Source organism: Pseudocolwellia antarctica (assembly GCF_049933045.1).
GTDB lineage: Bacteria > Pseudomonadota > Gammaproteobacteria > Enterobacterales > Alteromonadaceae > Pseudocolwellia.
The window spans coordinates 1,792,186-1,807,986 of the sequence record NZ_CP187926.1 but is presented as its reverse complement, the minus strand read 5'-3'; the positions used below and the strand labels follow the sequence as shown (position 1 = coordinate 1,807,986).

Below are 15,801 nucleotides of genomic sequence, written 5' to 3'. Positions count from 1 at the left end.
GTTATCTATTACTTGTATCTTTACTGCTAATAAAAATGGCTAACGCTTTACTCTTTTTTACATAACTCTCGTATCTTTTTATTAAATAATTGGGAAGCTTGTTTGATACTTCTTCATTAAACCCATTACTTATATATAAAGCTTCCAGGTCTCTCTCAGCAAAACAAATAATATGGTTATGCTCACTCATTACTTTTTTAATCAGTAAGTTGGCATAACCTTCATTCCTATAACTTGGTGCTATCAATAATCCATGTAATAAAGCGTAGTGATTGTTTTCAGATTGATAAGAGGTAATTACAGCACCTATTATTTTCTCTTCTATCGCTAGTATGTAAGTGTGATCGTAACCTATAAAGCTAGCTGGATAATTATTGATTTTGTAGAAGCGCTGGATATCTTTTTTCTGAGCTTTACTTAGTCGTTGTATTGTTAGTTTTGGATCAGACATGAAGTGCTATTTCGTTAATGAGTTAAATATATTCTACAGACAAAATTAATAATAGAAATGGGTTAATTATTTTCATTACCTGCCGATACAGGTATTAAGAATATTTAGAGAGTATATTAATTGCTTGTAGATGATATAAAAAATGACATCTTAATAAATGAATTACAGTTAGGTGAAAAACTTAACGAATGTATTCATCATAAAGAGCGATCTCAATTCTCTTTGCTTTTAGCTATGCTAACAGATGATGTACAAGCACATTCTCAATTTTCATTACCAAGAACAGAAGAATTATCTTCAAGTTCCAACGAAGAGAACTTAAGAAAGTTATTTAAATTGCCTCCAGAACAAGCTTTATCATTAGATGGAGTTGAGAACATCGAAGCGTTTAATCAAGCAGATCTTATTCAAGGCAATACGTTATCAAGTCTTTATTTAACTAACGCACTCAAACCTATTCCTTTAGCTTTCAGAAACGATATCAAATTTATCTCTAAAGATGTTCTTAATAATACGAGTTTGTATTGTCAGAAAAAATATGAGGACGAGATTACAGGTCAGAAAAAAGAAATTTCAAGATTAAACTTTAAAGCAGAAGAGTGGTTAAATACTGTAAACGAAAGTATGAAAAGCCACGTTGAGCTTACTGCATAGTATTCAAACATTTACTTGTACTTTATTGGGGTTCAATAGCTAATTGATTTAGACGTTTATGAGGTACTTAATCGATAGCTATTTAGGTGATTTTATTAGGTAATTGTTAGGTTTTTAGCTCGCTTTTAGACATTTTTTTGATGGATTAGAGTTTAATAAATCAAGTTTTAGAATGATATTAACTAACAGAAATACACGTTACCTGTTATGCACGCAAAAGCTACTTACCACAACACTTTTTATATTTTTTCCCGCTAGAGCAAAGACATACATCATTTCTTTTAGGGGAGTTGAGTTCATCAAAGCTAAGGTCACTTCCATCTACATACTTCCAAGTTTTATCTTCTTTAATAAATGATGATTTTTCTCTCATTTTATAAAAGCTGCCATTGTTTTTATAAATAGCCTCAAAGGTAACTGTTGGTTCTGAGGTGACTTTATACTCACTGGCATCGATCACATCTAAATTTACCCATTGAGTTTCTTTAGCCCAAGTATCTATTTCTTGTAATGATTGCTTTTTCTGGGACGCTTTTGAGTAGGTATTAAATATATACTCACTATTTTGCAATGCATATGCACTGTATCTAGAACGCATTAATTTCTCAGGAGATTTTGCTTCTATGTTATTCAAAATAATTGTTTCGCAACATTTATTGTATTCAATATTCGTTCCGCAAGGACAAAGCATATTTTAATTCGATAATATATTTAACGGGAAATTAATCGATATTTTAGCCGTTAAACTATCTAATTAAAATCTGTGTTTATCTTTAATGCATTAAATTTTTATTATTCAAAATAATACACTGAGTATTACCTTCTTTTGCTGACGAATATAACTGTGATAATTCAACATCTGTGAATGATGCATTGTTGATAATAACAGCTGAACAGTTTCCTTTTCTTAATGCAGTTTCTATATTTTCTAATCTTACATTCACTTTATTTGAGTTAACTCTTAAAATTTTAGAGAAAGACTTTTTAGAAATATTCTCCATGCTTTCTAAAGAGCTATTTTCAGGGTTTATCATTAATATCCATTTATTATCTACATGGTGTTTTTGATAAATTGTTGAGTACTGTTTTGTTAACGAATTGACATCATTTATATCTTTAATGCTTAACCATTGCTTTGAATCATTAACTGCTTCTAACTTAGTTAGATTTAACTTTCTGATATTATTGTTGTTTAGTGCAAACATTTTTAAAAACCTCGATATACTGTGTTTATATACAGTATATCGATACGGGTTATAGATCAAGCACTATTTTCATTTCTTTTTATGGGGAGTTTCTTAGTGAAGATGTTTATTAATTACTCACATTGATAGGTAAGGGCTGTAGCTCAATTACGCTTTATAAAGGTATATATCGTTGTTGGAGTATTGTTAAGGTGTTCTCTAATAATAAGGATTACTCTTTGTGTGAGTTAAGTAGTCATTAGAATCTTCATACCTTTTTTAATTTAAAGTTCGAAAGATAATACTAGGGTTTTATTCCTGGACTCTATCTAATGACTTGAGCTTAAAAAGTGCTTTACTCAGTAGTTTAGTGAGTTAGTTTTAATGACTAAAATTAAAAGACTTGAGCTTAATAGGTTAGCGTAAACCCTATAAATTAACTTATCAGAACGTTTTATTATCTCGTTTTAAGGGGGGATTATTGGACTCTTTTTGATAGTTTGTTAATGGATTATAGTGAGTTTAATAAACGATTAGGTATCAATTATTCATTCAATGTTTATCTCATCTCTGAGGGGAGGATATAGAGTCATATCAGGTTGTGAATATTTAAAGCTTCAGAATATTATATGTGGAAAGTAACTCTGACTAGAACCACTGAATTACATTTAGATTAGCCACCTAATTACATTTAACTGTGCCAATAATATTTCGACATCGTTAGAACTCTCATTTTTGAATATATTGAACACTCCTAATGCACACTTTTGCCACATTGCTGATCTTAGCACTAACGGGCTAGAATTGAATTCGGATTAGTTTTTGTATCGCTAACGCCCGCAACACCAAATACTTTGGCGCGAAGCGTAAAATTGTTCCGAGAGCTTGCCTTTGTTAATTGCAGACACCGAGCTATCAAAGCTCTCTAGTCTTAATACGTTTGTCAAAATGCATTAATCCAAGAGGATAATGCATCAACATCGTGTTCTATCTGCTGAAGATCTGGACATGGGGCAGGAAATTCATCTGATTGAGAATGCTCAAACACTGAGTATCGAGTCATCAAATCATCAATAAGATCACAATCGCTTTGCTCTATCTTAGTTAACTTTGACAGTCGGCCCTTCGTTTGAATATCTCGACGAAACCTGACAAGAACTTCATTCAACAGTATGCTTTCTATGCATTTCTCCACTAAAATTCTAAACTCGCTACAGGTTTGCCATGCCTCTCTCTCAAAAGTATCTGCATCACCATTATCAACATGCTTTCTTAGCTGGGGAAGGAATTCGTTTTTTATTCGTGCTACAGCTTTCACTGGTTTCGAATCTCGAATGCTTAATTTAGCTGTAATTCCTGTGTCTTTCCCGAGCTTTCGTAACGTTTCCACAGTTACAGAAACCGGGGCTGGAAGACCATTTTCACGAGCTTGGTCTTTTAATCTCCTGGTCACTGACTCAACCTGAGACAAAAGTGATAGCCTATGTGTAAAAATAATAACCTGACGTTCCATCGCTAAAGCAACAAGTCGAGATACAACTTTTTCTTCAAAGTCTTGGTCAAGAGATGATATCGGATCATCAAATATGAATGGAGATTTTTGGCCAGATCCTGTGATATCAGCTAGGAAAGCCGCTAGAGCTACAACTCTGACTTCTCCTTCGCTCAAAATTATCTCAGCTGGGACAGCTGATTTACTACCTTGTAGTGTCAGTCCAAATGTTATCTTCCCCTTTCCTTGTGGTTTACTCTCTGGCTTAACAGGGAGCCTAAAGCCCCCTAGCACTCTTAGCTCTTTGGCAAAGCGTTCTTGATAGCCCGCATCAAGTTCAACTTTTGCTAATTCATTGCTTTTTGTTGTCAGGGCATTTGTGCTTGTAAGTCTAATTGCAGCATCGAAAGTAGAAATATAGTTGAGTCTTTTTCTCTCCTCTAGAATCGCGGCTTTATTTTGATTTAGCCACTGTATGGATTGCAGCGCTTTAAGTCTTGTTTCTAGCTTCAGCCGTTGCCCATCCTGTTGTAGTTCTTTTAGGGTCTTTTCCTCTATATCAATATGTTGACATGCTTTATCAAGAGGGATCAAATCAAATATAGGGACTGCCGCAAGACTATCAGCAGTATCAACAGCTTTTCGCCGTAGCGTTAGTGCTGTCATATATTTCCTAGCTAGTTCCTCTGATATTTTCAATTGATTCATTTGTATCAACCAATCATGCTCCAATGGTAGGCTAAGCATTCTCTTCGTTAGCTCATCTCTCAGTTTCTCGGCTGCTTTGGCATCTGCTTCAAGCCCTCCTTGAACATATACCTGAAAGTGATCCATGCGCTCTTTTCCATCAACTGTGAATTCTTGCTGACATAAAACACAGCGAGATCCATCTTCAGTAGATGGGAAATTGACATTTGGATATGCGTGCTTTTCTGAAAATTCCTTTGCATGCTTCCATAGTACCATCCATGTGCTTTGTCCTACCCCATCAAGGGCAGCGTTAGAAAAGACCTTTTTAGCCTCTTCATTCGCAATATATCGCTTCTTGTTTGCATCGGATCTCGCAGTAATTACAGCTTGAATTGCTTCATCAGCTAAAGCGGATTTTAGGCTATCGATCCCATCTTTTATCCTTTTGAAAACAAGTCTATCTTGCGCAATAACTTTAAGACGGCCTTCTACGTCTTTTTGAGCTAAAGCTGCTTCTGTTGCAATGCGCTCATCGTCAAGTTCTTTAGAGAACTCACATTTTTGATCAATAACTTCTAGCTTGGTGGTGGCCTTAATTGTATTTAGCCATTGGATTGGCACAGCATGGATTAACATAGGTGGGGTACTAGGAAGCTTCGACGCGAGCGTCTTTTTTTCTTGCTTTAGAAATGTTGATACACGATCACATATTGCAATTAGAGATGAATTGAAGCGCATACGACTTGGCTCGTATGTAGCTTCGTTTTTACCCATCTACATCTGTGCAGTCTTTGTATCGAAAACATGAACATGACGCAGATGTGCTAAAGCCCCGCCACTAAGAGTCCAAGTAACTGGCTGTGTTTTTCCACTTATCGATAACTCTATATCGGCAGAAGCGGGCGGTGATTCATTAGAGAATACGTTGCCTAGCAGTTCATCCTTAGCCCTTGAACCACATACCTGTTTTAGAATGCGAGAGAAGCTTGTTTTCCCTGATCCATTTGCACCATATATAACTGCAAGGTTTGTATTGCCAAATGAAATAGATGCATCTGCTTTGATTGCGTTAACACCTGAGACGCCAGAAATTTTATTTATACGTAGTTCTGGGCGCTGGGCTGCCTGCGCTAAAGCACCAGGTACTATTTTAGAGAAACCCTCCTTTGCCCCCGACGCTTCTTTAAAGCAAAGTCTTGCAAGCTCCGTTATTTCAGCGTCATTAGGCATTCTTTTTGAGTCAATAAGTAATCTCGCTGCGGATTGTAGCCACTTAGGGCGCTCATTAATCCAAGTTTCGAAGCCGTCGTGCTCTTGTGAATGATGGTCTTCTTGTATGTTATTCATCTTCTAAATCCCTGTGCGATAAATATTGACATGAGGGGCAAGATTAATTTGCCTAACAGTGTATTACCCGAGATGCCACATGTAACACAAACGACATTTACCAGTAAAACAAAAAATAATTATTATTAACCAACAACATACCTTAATTAGATTCACGGTTAAAGGTCTTTTCTAATGTTGAAAGTGAGCTAGTTTTTGACCCCATTAAGCACTCAAGGCTTAAGCAGGGTTCAGTTTGTCAATTCTTTAGAAAATATATGGCAAAATTTTTAACTCTAATGTCTTCAATGCGCACAAAGTGATCATATTTATCAGTGGCAAACCTAATGTTATTTAGTGGTCACTGTAAATGTGATTAGGTGGCAGAGTTGAATGATAATGACAGGCACTTATAATGCAATTGGGTGACACAACTGATGGTTATATATGAACAGATCATGTCTTAAAAGTGATGCATGAAAGGAGGATGTGAATAGGTTAGCTTTGTATGGACTTGCATTAGGCTTCATGAAGCTGAAGATATGATCTAAACATACAGGATGTTTATCTATTTCGAATAGTTAGAAAAATCAAAAATCAAAAATCAAAAATCAAAAATTAATCAAATGTTCTAATTTTGTAGGTATTAGGCATTAAATAGAGTGAGTATTAATACAATAGCAGTTTAAGTATTCCTTACCACTCACTCACAGTCAATTAGCTCTTTACTTACTTACTCGACTGAGTTCATTTATTCTGTCTTTGGTGGTTAGAATGTAACACTCTTTATAAACAGGAGCTGAATCATTCGATGGTAATTCAGCAAGGAATTGCCATTTACAATTACTATCTCTATAGGTGATAAAGTTCCTTTGGGCACGTTTGAACATGTTAAAAGCTGACTGTCTGCCTGTTGTTTCCGCAACATCTTCCAGTATGAATAATTGATTGTTTTCCCACGTTTCTAATTCACGATCTATTTTGATTTTTACTAAATCTAAACATTGAGAGTATGCCTTTTTCTCTAACTCTTGCTCATCACATTGGCTGATAATAGAAGATGGAGCTTTAGCAGTAACATGAAAAGAAGAGAATAAAATAGATAGGGTGGTAACAAGTAATAATTTTTTCATAAGGTTTTATTCTCTCTATTCAGCGCTAAGTATCAATAACTATGCAGGAAGGACTTTTTTATAAGGTTTAACAATTACTTTTTTATAAACGCCTGCATCTATGTAAGGGTCAACATCAGCCCAAGCTTGTGCTTCGCTTAAGTTATTAAATTCAGCTATAACGAGTGAACCTGTAAATCCTGCATCGCCAGGGTTTTCACTATCGATAGCAGGGCATGGGCCAGCCACTAATAAACGACCTTCATCTTGTAATGCTCTAAGGCGGTCTAAATGCTTTTCACGAACGCTCATGCGCAAAGATAAACTGTTTTCTACATCTTCACTATAGATTAAATAATACATTTTCACTCTCTATTTGAATTAGTTTTAAATTACTTTTCTTCGGTTTCTTCTTTTGGTAAATATTTATAGAGTGCAAATATTGATACCACTGAAAAAGCTATCATCAAGCCCGTTAAACCAAATACTTTAAAGTTAACCCACACTTCTTGTTCGAAGTTAAAGGCTACATATAGATTTAAGGCGCCACAGAATGCAAAAAATGCTGCCCAGCTTAAATTTAAGTTAGTCCAAATGTTTTCGGGTAATTCTAGTGATTCACTCAAGAATTGCTTAATAATATTCTTTTTGAAAACATATTGGCTAACAATAAGTGCTATAGCAAATACACCATTAATAACCGTTACTTTCCATTTCAAAAAAGTATCGTCGTGCATAAATATGGTTAAGCCACCAAATACGCTGATTAATCCAAAGAATATCCATGTTTTTGTAGGTACTTTTTTACCACGTACAATATAGAATAATATTTGAAGTGCTGACATAGCGATTAACGCACCCGTTGCCCAATATATGTCTGAAAATTTCCAGACAATATAAAATACAACAAGTGGGAGGAATTCTAAAAAAGATTGCATATAAAGCCATTCAAAAATAAATAATATCCAATTCTAACGAATACCCATTAATACTCCAACGTTAATCTGTCGTTCTTTATAAATAAATGTAATCAATTACGTATAAAAAATATTAAAGGCAAGGTAGATAGCCCTATAACGTAAATAACCTGAAAACTAGATAAGCAATTATGCCTCGTATTGTTATTTAACCGTCTACCTGCGTTACCTGCATGGATCCAGGTACTTAGTTTTTATCGGGAATGAAAAACTATGGTTCTCTTACTCATAGCAGCCATTAGTGGATAAAATCGCCTTATTATACGGACTAAACCCCAACATTAAGGGAAAAGTGAGTGTTATTTTCTTAGTGGGGTTTCATTGTCTAGCCTTCTAAGTTTTATGGATTACAAAATTCATTATCCAGACTTCAGGTTAAATATGATGTGTAACCCTTAAAGTAATTGTACTGACTTTAACTTTGCTTCTTGGTACAAGTCTGGCGCAGTTTTAGCAAAATGTTGTACTCGGTCAATCGCCTGTGGAAGTTCTAAATTTGCCGCATTGATTAACCAAGCTAAGCCAGTACATGGGTCTTCAATAGTTCCTTCGCCTAAGAAGAATGATCTACCCATAGCTCCCATAGATTTAACATGCCCAAGTTTTGCTGCTTGTTCAAAAAGTATAAATGCTTGATCACTTTCGCCTGCAGTTCGCTTTAGGATAGCTTGATCGAATAATTCATTAGGGTTGGATTCTATAGGTGTATTGTCGGTATTTGATTCGTGAGTTGTAGCTTCAAATTCCGTTTTTGTATTTTCACCTTTTAGGTCTGAAGTATTTGAGTTCGCATGATCAATATTATTATCAAAGGTTTCGTCAACTGGATCGAGAAAGTCATGTTCTGAGAAAATATCTTTAATATTATTAGATTGTTTATTCGGTAGCATACAGCTTATTACTGCATCGTAGCGAGTATTAAGGTGATTAATCGTTTGCTGTTGTTTATCTATTTGTTGGCGATAGTAATTCACATCGTTGTGGAGTTGTTCAATGTGTTTATTGTGTTGAGCAGATTGCTTTTCATTAATCTCTTTTAAATGTTCAATTTGTGCATGGTGAGAAGTATCAATACGCTCTTGTTGCTTAGAATTATAAGACTCGAATTTGGTTAACGTATTTTGAATAGATTGATCATAGCTTTCTTTCATTCGCTCAAACCATCTGAATATCTGACTTGGTACCTTGCGTGCTTCTTCCGACATGTTTTAATCCCTTTATTACTCACCTTAATAATCATAGTAGAAGAAATTAAATTTTGTAGTTTTACGACTTTAAATTAACGCTTTTATTGTTGATCTCTATTGCTTATCAAAATCGTAATACGCTTTATGCTTACCGTAACAACATCACATAAGCCTTTCTCATCTAAATAGCTAAAACATGCTCTTGAATAAATCCATTGTGCCTAACATCTCCTCGTTATGTTTTGTCTGTTTTTTCTACTCGTCATTCTTTTTGTTAAAAAATAGTTAAATTATTAATAAGTAATAATTTTTTTATTAAAAACTTGCAGTCTTAACAATTTGTCCTAAATTTTAGTTAGTGCATTTAATTAAGATCCGATGCGTGTTGTGTATGTGTTCGATGTTATTTATGGGTTATGAGCAAAAACCTAAGACTTTTCAAGATGATTAGTTTTTATAACAAACTGATAACACAGTAGTTGTTCTCATAACACAGTCACCCAGTGAACAAACCCTAAGTTTAATTGAAGAGATATTATGTTTACGTTTCCAGAACAGTTAACTATCGCTCAAATCGAAGTGTGTAAAGCCTCTTTACTTACGTATATCGATGACAATGTAACAGTTACGCTAAATTCAGATGAAATTCAGAAAATAGATACTTTAGGAATTCAGCTTCTACTTGCCGCTATCACTTATATTGCAGCACAAAACAAAGAAGTCATTTGGCAGTGTAACTCTCTACTAATTAAAAATAGTGTTAAGCAATTAGGGCTTAACGAAGCACTCTTAAATCAATATATAAATGTATAGCATTTGTTGTTTTTGTATTCATAGATAAGGAAGAAAGTATGACCAAAATATTGGTAGTTGATGACTCTAACTCAATTCGAGATATGGTGTGTTTTACATTAAAAAGTGCAGGTTACGACACGGTAGAAGCTAATGACGGACAACAAGGTTTGAATAAAGCCAAAATGGGATCGTTTGATTTAGTGATATCTGATGTAAACATGCCAATCATGGACGGTATAACGCTATGTGCAGAGTTACGTAAATTACCAAGTTTCAAATTCACACCTATTCTTATGTTAACCACAGAAAGTTCGGGTGATATGAAACAAAGAGGTAAAGCGGCTGGCGCTACAGGTTGGTTAGTTAAACCTTTTAATCCTGAAAAATTGATAGCAACCATTAAACGTGTTGTTTAGGTAACTTAGCATGAGCATAAATCTGTCCCAGTTTATCCCAAGCTTTTTAGAAGAAAGCTTTGAAGGTCTTGAGTTAATGGAGTCAAGTTTGCTCAATTTAGAGCAAGGCGATACTGAAACCATTAATTCGATTTTCAGAGCCGCACATTCCATTAAAGGTGGGGCAGGTACATTTGGCTTTGAAGACGTAACAACCTTTACTCATTTAGTAGAAACATTACTTGATGAGATGCGAGATGGCAGAAGAGAGATTGTTCAAAGTGATATAGAAATATTACTTGAGTCAGTTGACTGTATCCGACTGCTTGTTATGTCTATTAAAGAAGAAACCACTTGTGAAGACGTAAAAATAACAGAAGTTTCTGCGTTATTAGAAGCAACACTGGCAGCGAGTATCATTCCTTCTATTGAGCAAACATTAGAGGTTGAAGATCAAACTGACAACACAGCAAGTACAAACTCAGCTGAAACTAAATGGCTGATTGAGTTTATTCCTGAACATCATTTAGTAAAAATCGGTAACGATCCGCAATTCTTATTTAATGCTTTGGAAGATCTAGGCACTATAAGTGTTGAAGCTGATTCAACTGAATTACCTGCTTTAAATGATATGGATGCTGAAGAATTATACTTAAGTTGGAATATTACATTAACAGCTGATATCGACATTGAAGAAATCAAAGAGATTTTTGAATGGGTAGAAGACGAATGTCAGCTTACTATTACTAAAAAAGAAGTCCCACCATCTGAAATAAATAATGCAGTTGCTAACGCTCAATCTGGTAAAGAACTCAGCAAAGAATCAAGTGTAGAGCAGAGCGACTCCATTGAAGCAACTAAAAATACATTAACTGATGAACAAGCTTCGGCTCAAGTTACATCCGTTAACCAAGCACCGAGTAAAGTAAAACCTCCTGTTGCAGCTAAAACAAGTAAACCTAAAGCTGATGTCGGATCAATTCGAGTGGGTGTTGATAAAGTCGATAGCTTAATTAACTTAATGGGTGAACTTGTTATCACGCAATCTATGTTAACTGAGCTCGGCAATGACTTTGACTTATCAAAAGTTGAACGTCTTAATCGTGGCTTAGAACAACTATTACAAAACACCAAAGAGCTGCAAGAAAGCGTAATGCGTATTCGTATGTTACCTATCAGCTTTGCCTTTAATCGTTTTCCACGTTTGATTCATGACCTGTCTAATAAAACAGGCAAGCAGATAGAACTTATTTTAAAAGGTGAGCAAACCGAGCTTGATAAAACGGTTATGGAGCAAATTGGCGATCCATTAGTTCACCTTGTCAGAAATGCTGTTGATCATGGCATTGAACCCACAGATGTTCGTTTAGCTAATGGCAAACCGGCGCAAGGTACTATTATTCTTAACGCTTATCATCAAGGTGGCAGTATTGTTATCGAAATAAGCGACGACGGTGGCGGTATAAACAGAGAAGCGGTTTTAGAAAAAGCCGTAGAAAAAGGTATTGTTGATGCGCATACCTCATTAACTGACTCTCAAGTATTTGATCTGATTTTAGAACCAGGATTTTCAACAGCTAAAGAACTGAGTGATATTTCAGGGCGTGGCGTCGGTATGGATGTTGTTAAAAAGAACATCCAATCTTTGGGCGGACGTATACAAATAGAATCAATCGAGGGGCAGGGCAGCACCTTCAAAGTTCACTTACCTTTAACCCTTGCCATTTTAGATGGTCAGCTCGTTAGAGTGGGTAGCGAAACTTACATTATTCCACTTATTACTATTGTTGAATCACTACAAGCACAAAGCGAGTTAATCAATCGAGTATCAGGCGATATGGTGCTTTATCGATTACGCGAAGACAATGTCCCAGTATTACCTATGTATCAATTATTTAACTTAGAAGCAGAAACTAAAGAAGTCGACGGTTCACTATTGGTTGTTGTAGAAGCTGAAGATCAAAAAATTGGTTTAATGGTTGATGACTTATTAGCACAGCAACAAGTGGTTATTAAAAGCTTAAATGAAAATTACCAGCAAGTAGAAGGTATTTCAGGAGCAACCATTTTAGGTGATGGGTCCGTTGCTATGATTTTAGATATTCCAGGCATTATTCAAATGGCTAAAAAGAATGCACATAAAAATATCAATACTCCAAATGAAAAGCCTACGTATTCTGAAGAGGTATCACACTAATGGATATTCAAACGTTAGCTGACGAAATTCCAGTACAAGGCGAATACTCATTAGAAGGTATCGACTTTATTAGTAGTGGTGATCAGTATTTAACCTTTCTACTTGGTAACGAGCAGTATGCGGTCAATATTTTAAGTGTTGAAGAAATACGTAGCTGGGAAAAACCAACAATAATCCCCAACTCACCAATCGACGTTAAAGGCGTTATTAATATGCGCGGCATCATAGTGCCGATTATAGATTTACGCATAAAGTTCAACATTGGCGACGTTAATTATTTAGAAACAACCGTTGTTGTTGTGTTGAAAGTTGAACTAGAAGATTCAGCTCGAACGATAGGTTTTGTTGTTGATGCTGTGTCTGATGTTTTGAATACAGAAGAAGACGAAATTAAAAAATCTCCAGCTTTTGGTGGCTCTGTGCCACACCATTATATTGATGGTTTAGTGAATGTCGGAGATAACGTGGTAACGCTACTGAACGTTCAAGCGCTTCAATCTATAAAACCTCACGAATAATATAAGAGAGATACCATGGAACATGAACAAGAATATCTTACTTTTGTATTAAATGATCAAGAATTTGGTGTAGACATATTATGTGTACAAGAAATTAGAGTATGGAGTTCAGTCACGCCATTACCCAATAAACCTAGCTATATTAAAGGTGTTATTAACTTACGCGGCATTATTATTCCTATTGTGGACCTGAGGCAGCGTTTTGGTTTAGCGCCTTTAGAATATAACAAAAAAACCGTTACCATTATTCTTCGTACTCAAAATACACGAAAACCTATGGTGGTTGGCATTGTGGTTGATGCGGTATCTGAAGTGTATAAATTTGATAAAAACGCTATTCGTACAGCGCCTGAGTTTGGTCAACACATAGATAACTGTTTCGTAAAAGGTTTAGCTGATATTGACAGTAAACTGATTATTTTATTAGAGACACAAACATTACTCGATCAAGATGAGTTGTATAACGTTAATCAAGTACAGCCATCATTAGCCGTATAGTTTGCTATTGGTAACTGAGTAATTAAGAGCATGAACTTATGACCGTTAAACAATCAGTATTGGTAGAAGAAAGCTGGAAAAAGTTAAAGCCATCAGCTTATCAAACCATTAATGCTTTCTATCAAAACGTCGCAAACATAGATGATTCATTATTTTCAGGTTTAGAAAACATTAAAAATAACTCTTCTACACTTATTACTCAGCTTGATGAGGCTATTGAGGTTTTATCTGAGCCTGAGCAGCTAGAAGCATTAATCAAAAAGCTGCAAGCGCAAAATATTGCGATGCAGTTAAATGAACAACATTACGAAACAGTACAAGATGCTTTTCTCCAATATTTGGAAGAAGCTTTGATGACAAAGTTCACAGTAACGTCGCGTAAAGCCTGGACATCGGTGAGTAAAAAGATTTTAAACCATGTTCTTATTAATGCCTTAAACGACGAATCTATTGTGAATGACAACGCTCAAATCAAAGGGGATACAAACGATATGAACCAGGATAGCAAAACTTCAAATATCCAAGTTAACGAAAGTGAATACAAAGAATTGTTAGCGAAAATGGATGCAATAAGTAAGTCACAAGCGGTTATTGAATTTAATATGGACGGAACTATTATCACAGCCAATGATAACTTTTTAAACGCTGTGGGCTATTCGTTAGATGAAATTCAAGGACAACATCATAGTTTATTTGTTGAACCTAGCTATAAAACAAGCTACGAATATAAAGCCTTTTGGGACAACTTAAATAACGGTCAATACGAAAGTAATGAATATAAACGTCTTGGTAAAGGCGGTAAAGAAATATGGATACAAGCGTCTTACAATCCAATTTTAGGTGATGATGGTAAACCCACAAAAGTTGTTAAATACGCGACGGATGTCACCGAGCAAAAATTACAAAATGCTAACTTTTCAGGACAAATCAGCGCGATTGGTAAATCTCAAGCGGTTATCGAATTTAATATGGATGGCACAATCATCACGGCTAACGATAACTTTCTTAATGCTGTGGGTTACACACTTCAAGAAGTTCAAGGTCAACATCACAGCATGTTTGTTGAGCATGAATATAAAGCCAGCCACGAGTACTCAGCTTTTTGGGATAGCTTAAACAGAGGTCAGTACGACTCTAACGAATACAAGCGTATTGGCAAAGGTGGTAAAGAGGTATGGATACAAGCTTCGTACAACCCAATATTAGATCTCAATGGCAAACCTTTTAAAGTCGTGAAGTATGCGACAGATATCACGGGCAGAAAAAATGCGATTGCTCAAATTAAAGAAGCGCTCATTACTATTTCTAAAGGTGATTTGTCTCAAGGTATAGATACTGAGTTAGTTGGTGAGTTCAACATTATCGGTGGCTCAATTAATGAAGTTATCGACGTGCTTAATTCAATGGTTGATGAAATCAGAAAAGCTTCTACCAATGTATTCGATTCAGCGCGCGAAATTGCTGCAGGTAATAATGAGTTAAGCCATCGAACAGAATCACAAGCTTCTAGTCTTGAAGAAACCGCGTCAGCTATGGAAGAGTTAACCAGTACGGTTCAACAAAATGCCGAAAATGCGACGGAAGCCAGCAAATTATCTACGTCCGTAATGCTCAAAGCGAGTAATGGCGGAGAAGTAGTTAAAAACGCCATCACAGCAATGAGTGATATTAATAAATCGAGCAAAAAAATTGCCGACATTATTAGTGTTATTGATGAAATTGCCTTTCAAACCAACTTACTTGCCTTGAATGCCGCCGTTGAAGCAGCAAGAGCAGGAGAGCAAGGTCGAGGTTTTGCTGTTGTAGCAGCCGAAGTACGTAATTTAGCTCAACGTTCCGCTGGCGCCGCAAAAGAAATTAAAGGTTTAATCAACGACAGTGTTGAAGCGGTAGGACAAGGTACTAAGTTAGTTGATGAAACAGGTCAAACCTTCTCTGAATTGGTTAGCTCTATCGAAGAAGTGAGCCAGATGATCAGCGATATTGACAGCGCAGGTAAAGAACAATCAGCAGGCATAGGTGAAGTTAGCGCCGCAGTGAGTCAAATGGACGAAATGACGCAACAAAACGCTGCGCTTGTTGAAGAAGCTGCTGCCTCAAGTAAATCAATGGAAGAGCAATCACAGTCGTTATTAGACCAAGTAGCTTTTTTCAACACAGGTGAAGCACAACACAGCCATTCAAATATGAATCAAGTGGTTAATCTACAGTCAGTTAGAGGTGCTCCTCCTCAACGTAGAACACGACCTGCAGCGCCTGCAAGTGCACGATTTAATACTTCACGTGCGCCAACGCCTTCAGATCAAGAATGGGAAGAGTTTTAGG

General features: G+C 35.9%; 16 protein-coding genes. 7 read left to right on the top strand and 9 right to left on the bottom strand.

Translation table 11 applies throughout. The features are described from left to right. Nucleotide 1: 1 nt before the first annotated feature. Nucleotides 2-451 (bottom strand): GNAT family N-acetyltransferase, encoded by a 450-nt coding sequence (locus tag ACPUVN_RS07915; RefSeq protein ID WP_426357131.1) that lies wholly within the window; start codon nt 449-451, stop codon nt 2-4. A 120-nt stretch (nt 452-571) separates the two neighbouring features. Between ACPUVN_RS07915 and ACPUVN_RS07910 the strand changes: the two genes are divergently transcribed. Continuing rightward, the gene (locus tag ACPUVN_RS07910; RefSeq protein ID WP_426357132.1) at nt 572-1,105 is read left to right on the top strand and encodes a VC2046/SO_2500 family protein; all 534 of its coding nucleotides are present in this window, start codon (nt 572-574) and stop codon (nt 1,103-1,105) included. Between the two features lie 220 nt (nt 1,106-1,325). On the opposite strand, the gene ACPUVN_RS07905 is transcribed toward ACPUVN_RS07910, so the two are convergent. The 8 genes from ACPUVN_RS07905 to ACPUVN_RS07870 form a co-directional block, all read right to left on the bottom strand. Beyond that, nucleotides 1,326-1,796, bottom strand: coding sequence for a YchJ family protein (locus ACPUVN_RS07905; protein WP_426370394.1), 471 nt, complete (start codon nt 1,794-1,796; stop codon nt 1,326-1,328). Between the two features lie 82 nt (nt 1,797-1,878). Beyond that, nucleotides 1,879-2,310: a hypothetical protein gene (locus tag ACPUVN_RS07900; RefSeq protein ID WP_426357134.1), complete on the bottom strand. Its 432-nt coding sequence runs from the start codon at nt 2,308-2,310 to the stop codon at nt 1,879-1,881. Between the two features lie 922 nt (nt 2,311-3,232). Beyond that, a complete protein-coding gene (locus ACPUVN_RS07895; protein ID WP_426370393.1) occupies nt 3,233-5,245 on the bottom strand; it encodes an AAA family ATPase in 2,013 nt (670 codons plus the stop codon). Continuing rightward, the gene (locus tag ACPUVN_RS07890) at nt 5,246-5,818 is read right to left on the bottom strand and encodes an AAA family ATPase (protein WP_426357136.1); all 573 of its coding nucleotides are present in this window, start codon (nt 5,816-5,818) and stop codon (nt 5,246-5,248) included. 704 nt (nt 5,819-6,522) lie between these two features. Next, nucleotides 6,523-6,930 (bottom strand): lysozyme inhibitor LprI family protein, encoded by a 408-nt coding sequence (locus ACPUVN_RS07885; protein ID WP_426370392.1) that lies wholly within the window; start codon nt 6,928-6,930, stop codon nt 6,523-6,525. A 39-nt stretch (nt 6,931-6,969) separates the two neighbouring features. Beyond that, nucleotides 6,970-7,272 carry a YciI family protein gene (locus ACPUVN_RS07880; protein ID WP_426357138.1) on the bottom strand — a complete coding sequence of 101 codons (303 nt, stop codon included), beginning with the start codon at nt 7,270-7,272 and terminating at the stop codon, nt 6,970-6,972. A gap of 29 nt (nt 7,273-7,301) precedes the next feature. Further along, a complete protein-coding gene (locus ACPUVN_RS07875; protein ID WP_426370391.1) occupies nt 7,302-7,847 on the bottom strand; it encodes a septation protein A in 546 nt (181 codons plus the stop codon). A 434-nt stretch (nt 7,848-8,281) separates the two neighbouring features. Continuing rightward, the gene (locus ACPUVN_RS07870; protein ID WP_426357140.1) at nt 8,282-9,091 is read right to left on the bottom strand and encodes a hypothetical protein; all 810 of its coding nucleotides are present in this window, start codon (nt 9,089-9,091) and stop codon (nt 8,282-8,284) included. A gap of 519 nt (nt 9,092-9,610) precedes the next feature. Here ACPUVN_RS07870 and ACPUVN_RS07865 point away from each other — a divergent pair. From ACPUVN_RS07865 to ACPUVN_RS07840, 6 genes are read left to right on the top strand one after another with little or no spacing between them, the layout of a single operon-like run. Beyond that, on the top strand, nt 9,611-9,886 hold the full coding sequence (locus tag ACPUVN_RS07865) for an STAS domain-containing protein (RefSeq protein WP_426357141.1): 276 nt from the start codon (nt 9,611-9,613) through the stop codon (nt 9,884-9,886). A 38-nt stretch (nt 9,887-9,924) separates the two neighbouring features. Continuing rightward, entirely contained in the window at nt 9,925-10,284 is a 360-nt protein-coding gene (locus ACPUVN_RS07860; RefSeq protein WP_426357142.1) for a response regulator, read from the top strand. Between the two features lie 10 nt (nt 10,285-10,294). Continuing rightward, on the top strand, nt 10,295-12,460 hold the full coding sequence (locus tag ACPUVN_RS07855) for a chemotaxis protein CheA (protein ID WP_426370390.1): 2,166 nt from the start codon (nt 10,295-10,297) through the stop codon (nt 12,458-12,460). Then, nucleotides 12,460-12,978 carry a chemotaxis protein CheW gene (locus ACPUVN_RS07850; RefSeq protein ID WP_426357144.1) on the top strand — a complete coding sequence of 173 codons (519 nt, stop codon included), beginning with the start codon at nt 12,460-12,462 and terminating at the stop codon, nt 12,976-12,978. The genes ACPUVN_RS07855 and ACPUVN_RS07850 overlap by 1 nt, the downstream gene beginning before the upstream one ends. 15 nt (nt 12,979-12,993) lie before the next feature. Beyond that, on the top strand, nt 12,994-13,476 hold the full coding sequence (locus ACPUVN_RS07845) for a chemotaxis protein CheW (RefSeq protein ID WP_426370388.1): 483 nt from the start codon (nt 12,994-12,996) through the stop codon (nt 13,474-13,476). Nucleotides 13,477-13,514: 38 nt separating this feature from the next. Beyond that, nucleotides 13,515-15,800 (top strand): methyl-accepting chemotaxis protein, encoded by a 2,286-nt coding sequence (locus tag ACPUVN_RS07840; RefSeq protein ID WP_426370387.1) that lies wholly within the window; start codon nt 13,515-13,517, stop codon nt 15,798-15,800. Nucleotide 15,801 lies beyond the last annotated feature (1 nt).

Excerpts from the sequence above, each read along its gene's own strand:
- ACPUVN_RS07915 (WP_426357131.1), bottom strand. The coding sequence starts at position 451 with ATGTCTGATCCAAAACTAACAATACAACGACTAAGTAAAGCTCAGAAA.
- ACPUVN_RS07905 (WP_426370394.1), bottom strand. The coding sequence starts at position 1,796 with ATGCTTTGTCCTTGCGGAACGAATATTGAATACAATAAATGTTGCGAA.
- ACPUVN_RS07900 (WP_426357134.1), bottom strand. The coding sequence starts at position 2,310 with ATGTTTGCACTAAACAACAATAATATCAGAAAGTTAAATCTAACTAAG.
- ACPUVN_RS07895 (WP_426370393.1), bottom strand. The coding sequence starts at position 5,245 with ATGGGTAAAAACGAAGCTACATACGAGCCAAGTCGTATGCGCTTCAAT.
- ACPUVN_RS07890 (WP_426357136.1), bottom strand. The coding sequence starts at position 5,818 with ATGAATAACATACAAGAAGACCATCATTCACAAGAGCACGACGGCTTC.
- ACPUVN_RS07885 (WP_426370392.1), bottom strand. The coding sequence starts at position 6,930 with ATGAAAAAATTATTACTTGTTACCACCCTATCTATTTTATTCTCTTCT.
- ACPUVN_RS07880 (WP_426357138.1), bottom strand. The coding sequence starts at position 7,272 with ATGTATTATTTAATCTATAGTGAAGATGTAGAAAACAGTTTATCTTTG.
- ACPUVN_RS07875 (WP_426370391.1), bottom strand. The coding sequence starts at position 7,847 with ATGCAATCTTTTTTAGAATTCCTCCCACTTGTTGTATTTTATATTGTC.
- ACPUVN_RS07870 (WP_426357140.1), bottom strand. The coding sequence starts at position 9,091 with ATGTCGGAAGAAGCACGCAAGGTACCAAGTCAGATATTCAGATGGTTT.
- ACPUVN_RS07865 (WP_426357141.1), top strand. The coding sequence starts at position 9,611 with ATGTTTACGTTTCCAGAACAGTTAACTATCGCTCAAATCGAAGTGTGT.
- ACPUVN_RS07860 (WP_426357142.1), top strand. The coding sequence starts at position 9,925 with ATGACCAAAATATTGGTAGTTGATGACTCTAACTCAATTCGAGATATG.
- ACPUVN_RS07855 (WP_426370390.1), top strand. The coding sequence starts at position 10,295 with ATGAGCATAAATCTGTCCCAGTTTATCCCAAGCTTTTTAGAAGAAAGC.
- ACPUVN_RS07850 (WP_426357144.1), top strand. The coding sequence starts at position 12,460 with ATGGATATTCAAACGTTAGCTGACGAAATTCCAGTACAAGGCGAATAC.
- ACPUVN_RS07845 (WP_426370388.1), top strand. The coding sequence starts at position 12,994 with ATGGAACATGAACAAGAATATCTTACTTTTGTATTAAATGATCAAGAA.
- ACPUVN_RS07840 (WP_426370387.1), top strand. The coding sequence starts at position 13,515 with ATGACCGTTAAACAATCAGTATTGGTAGAAGAAAGCTGGAAAAAGTTA.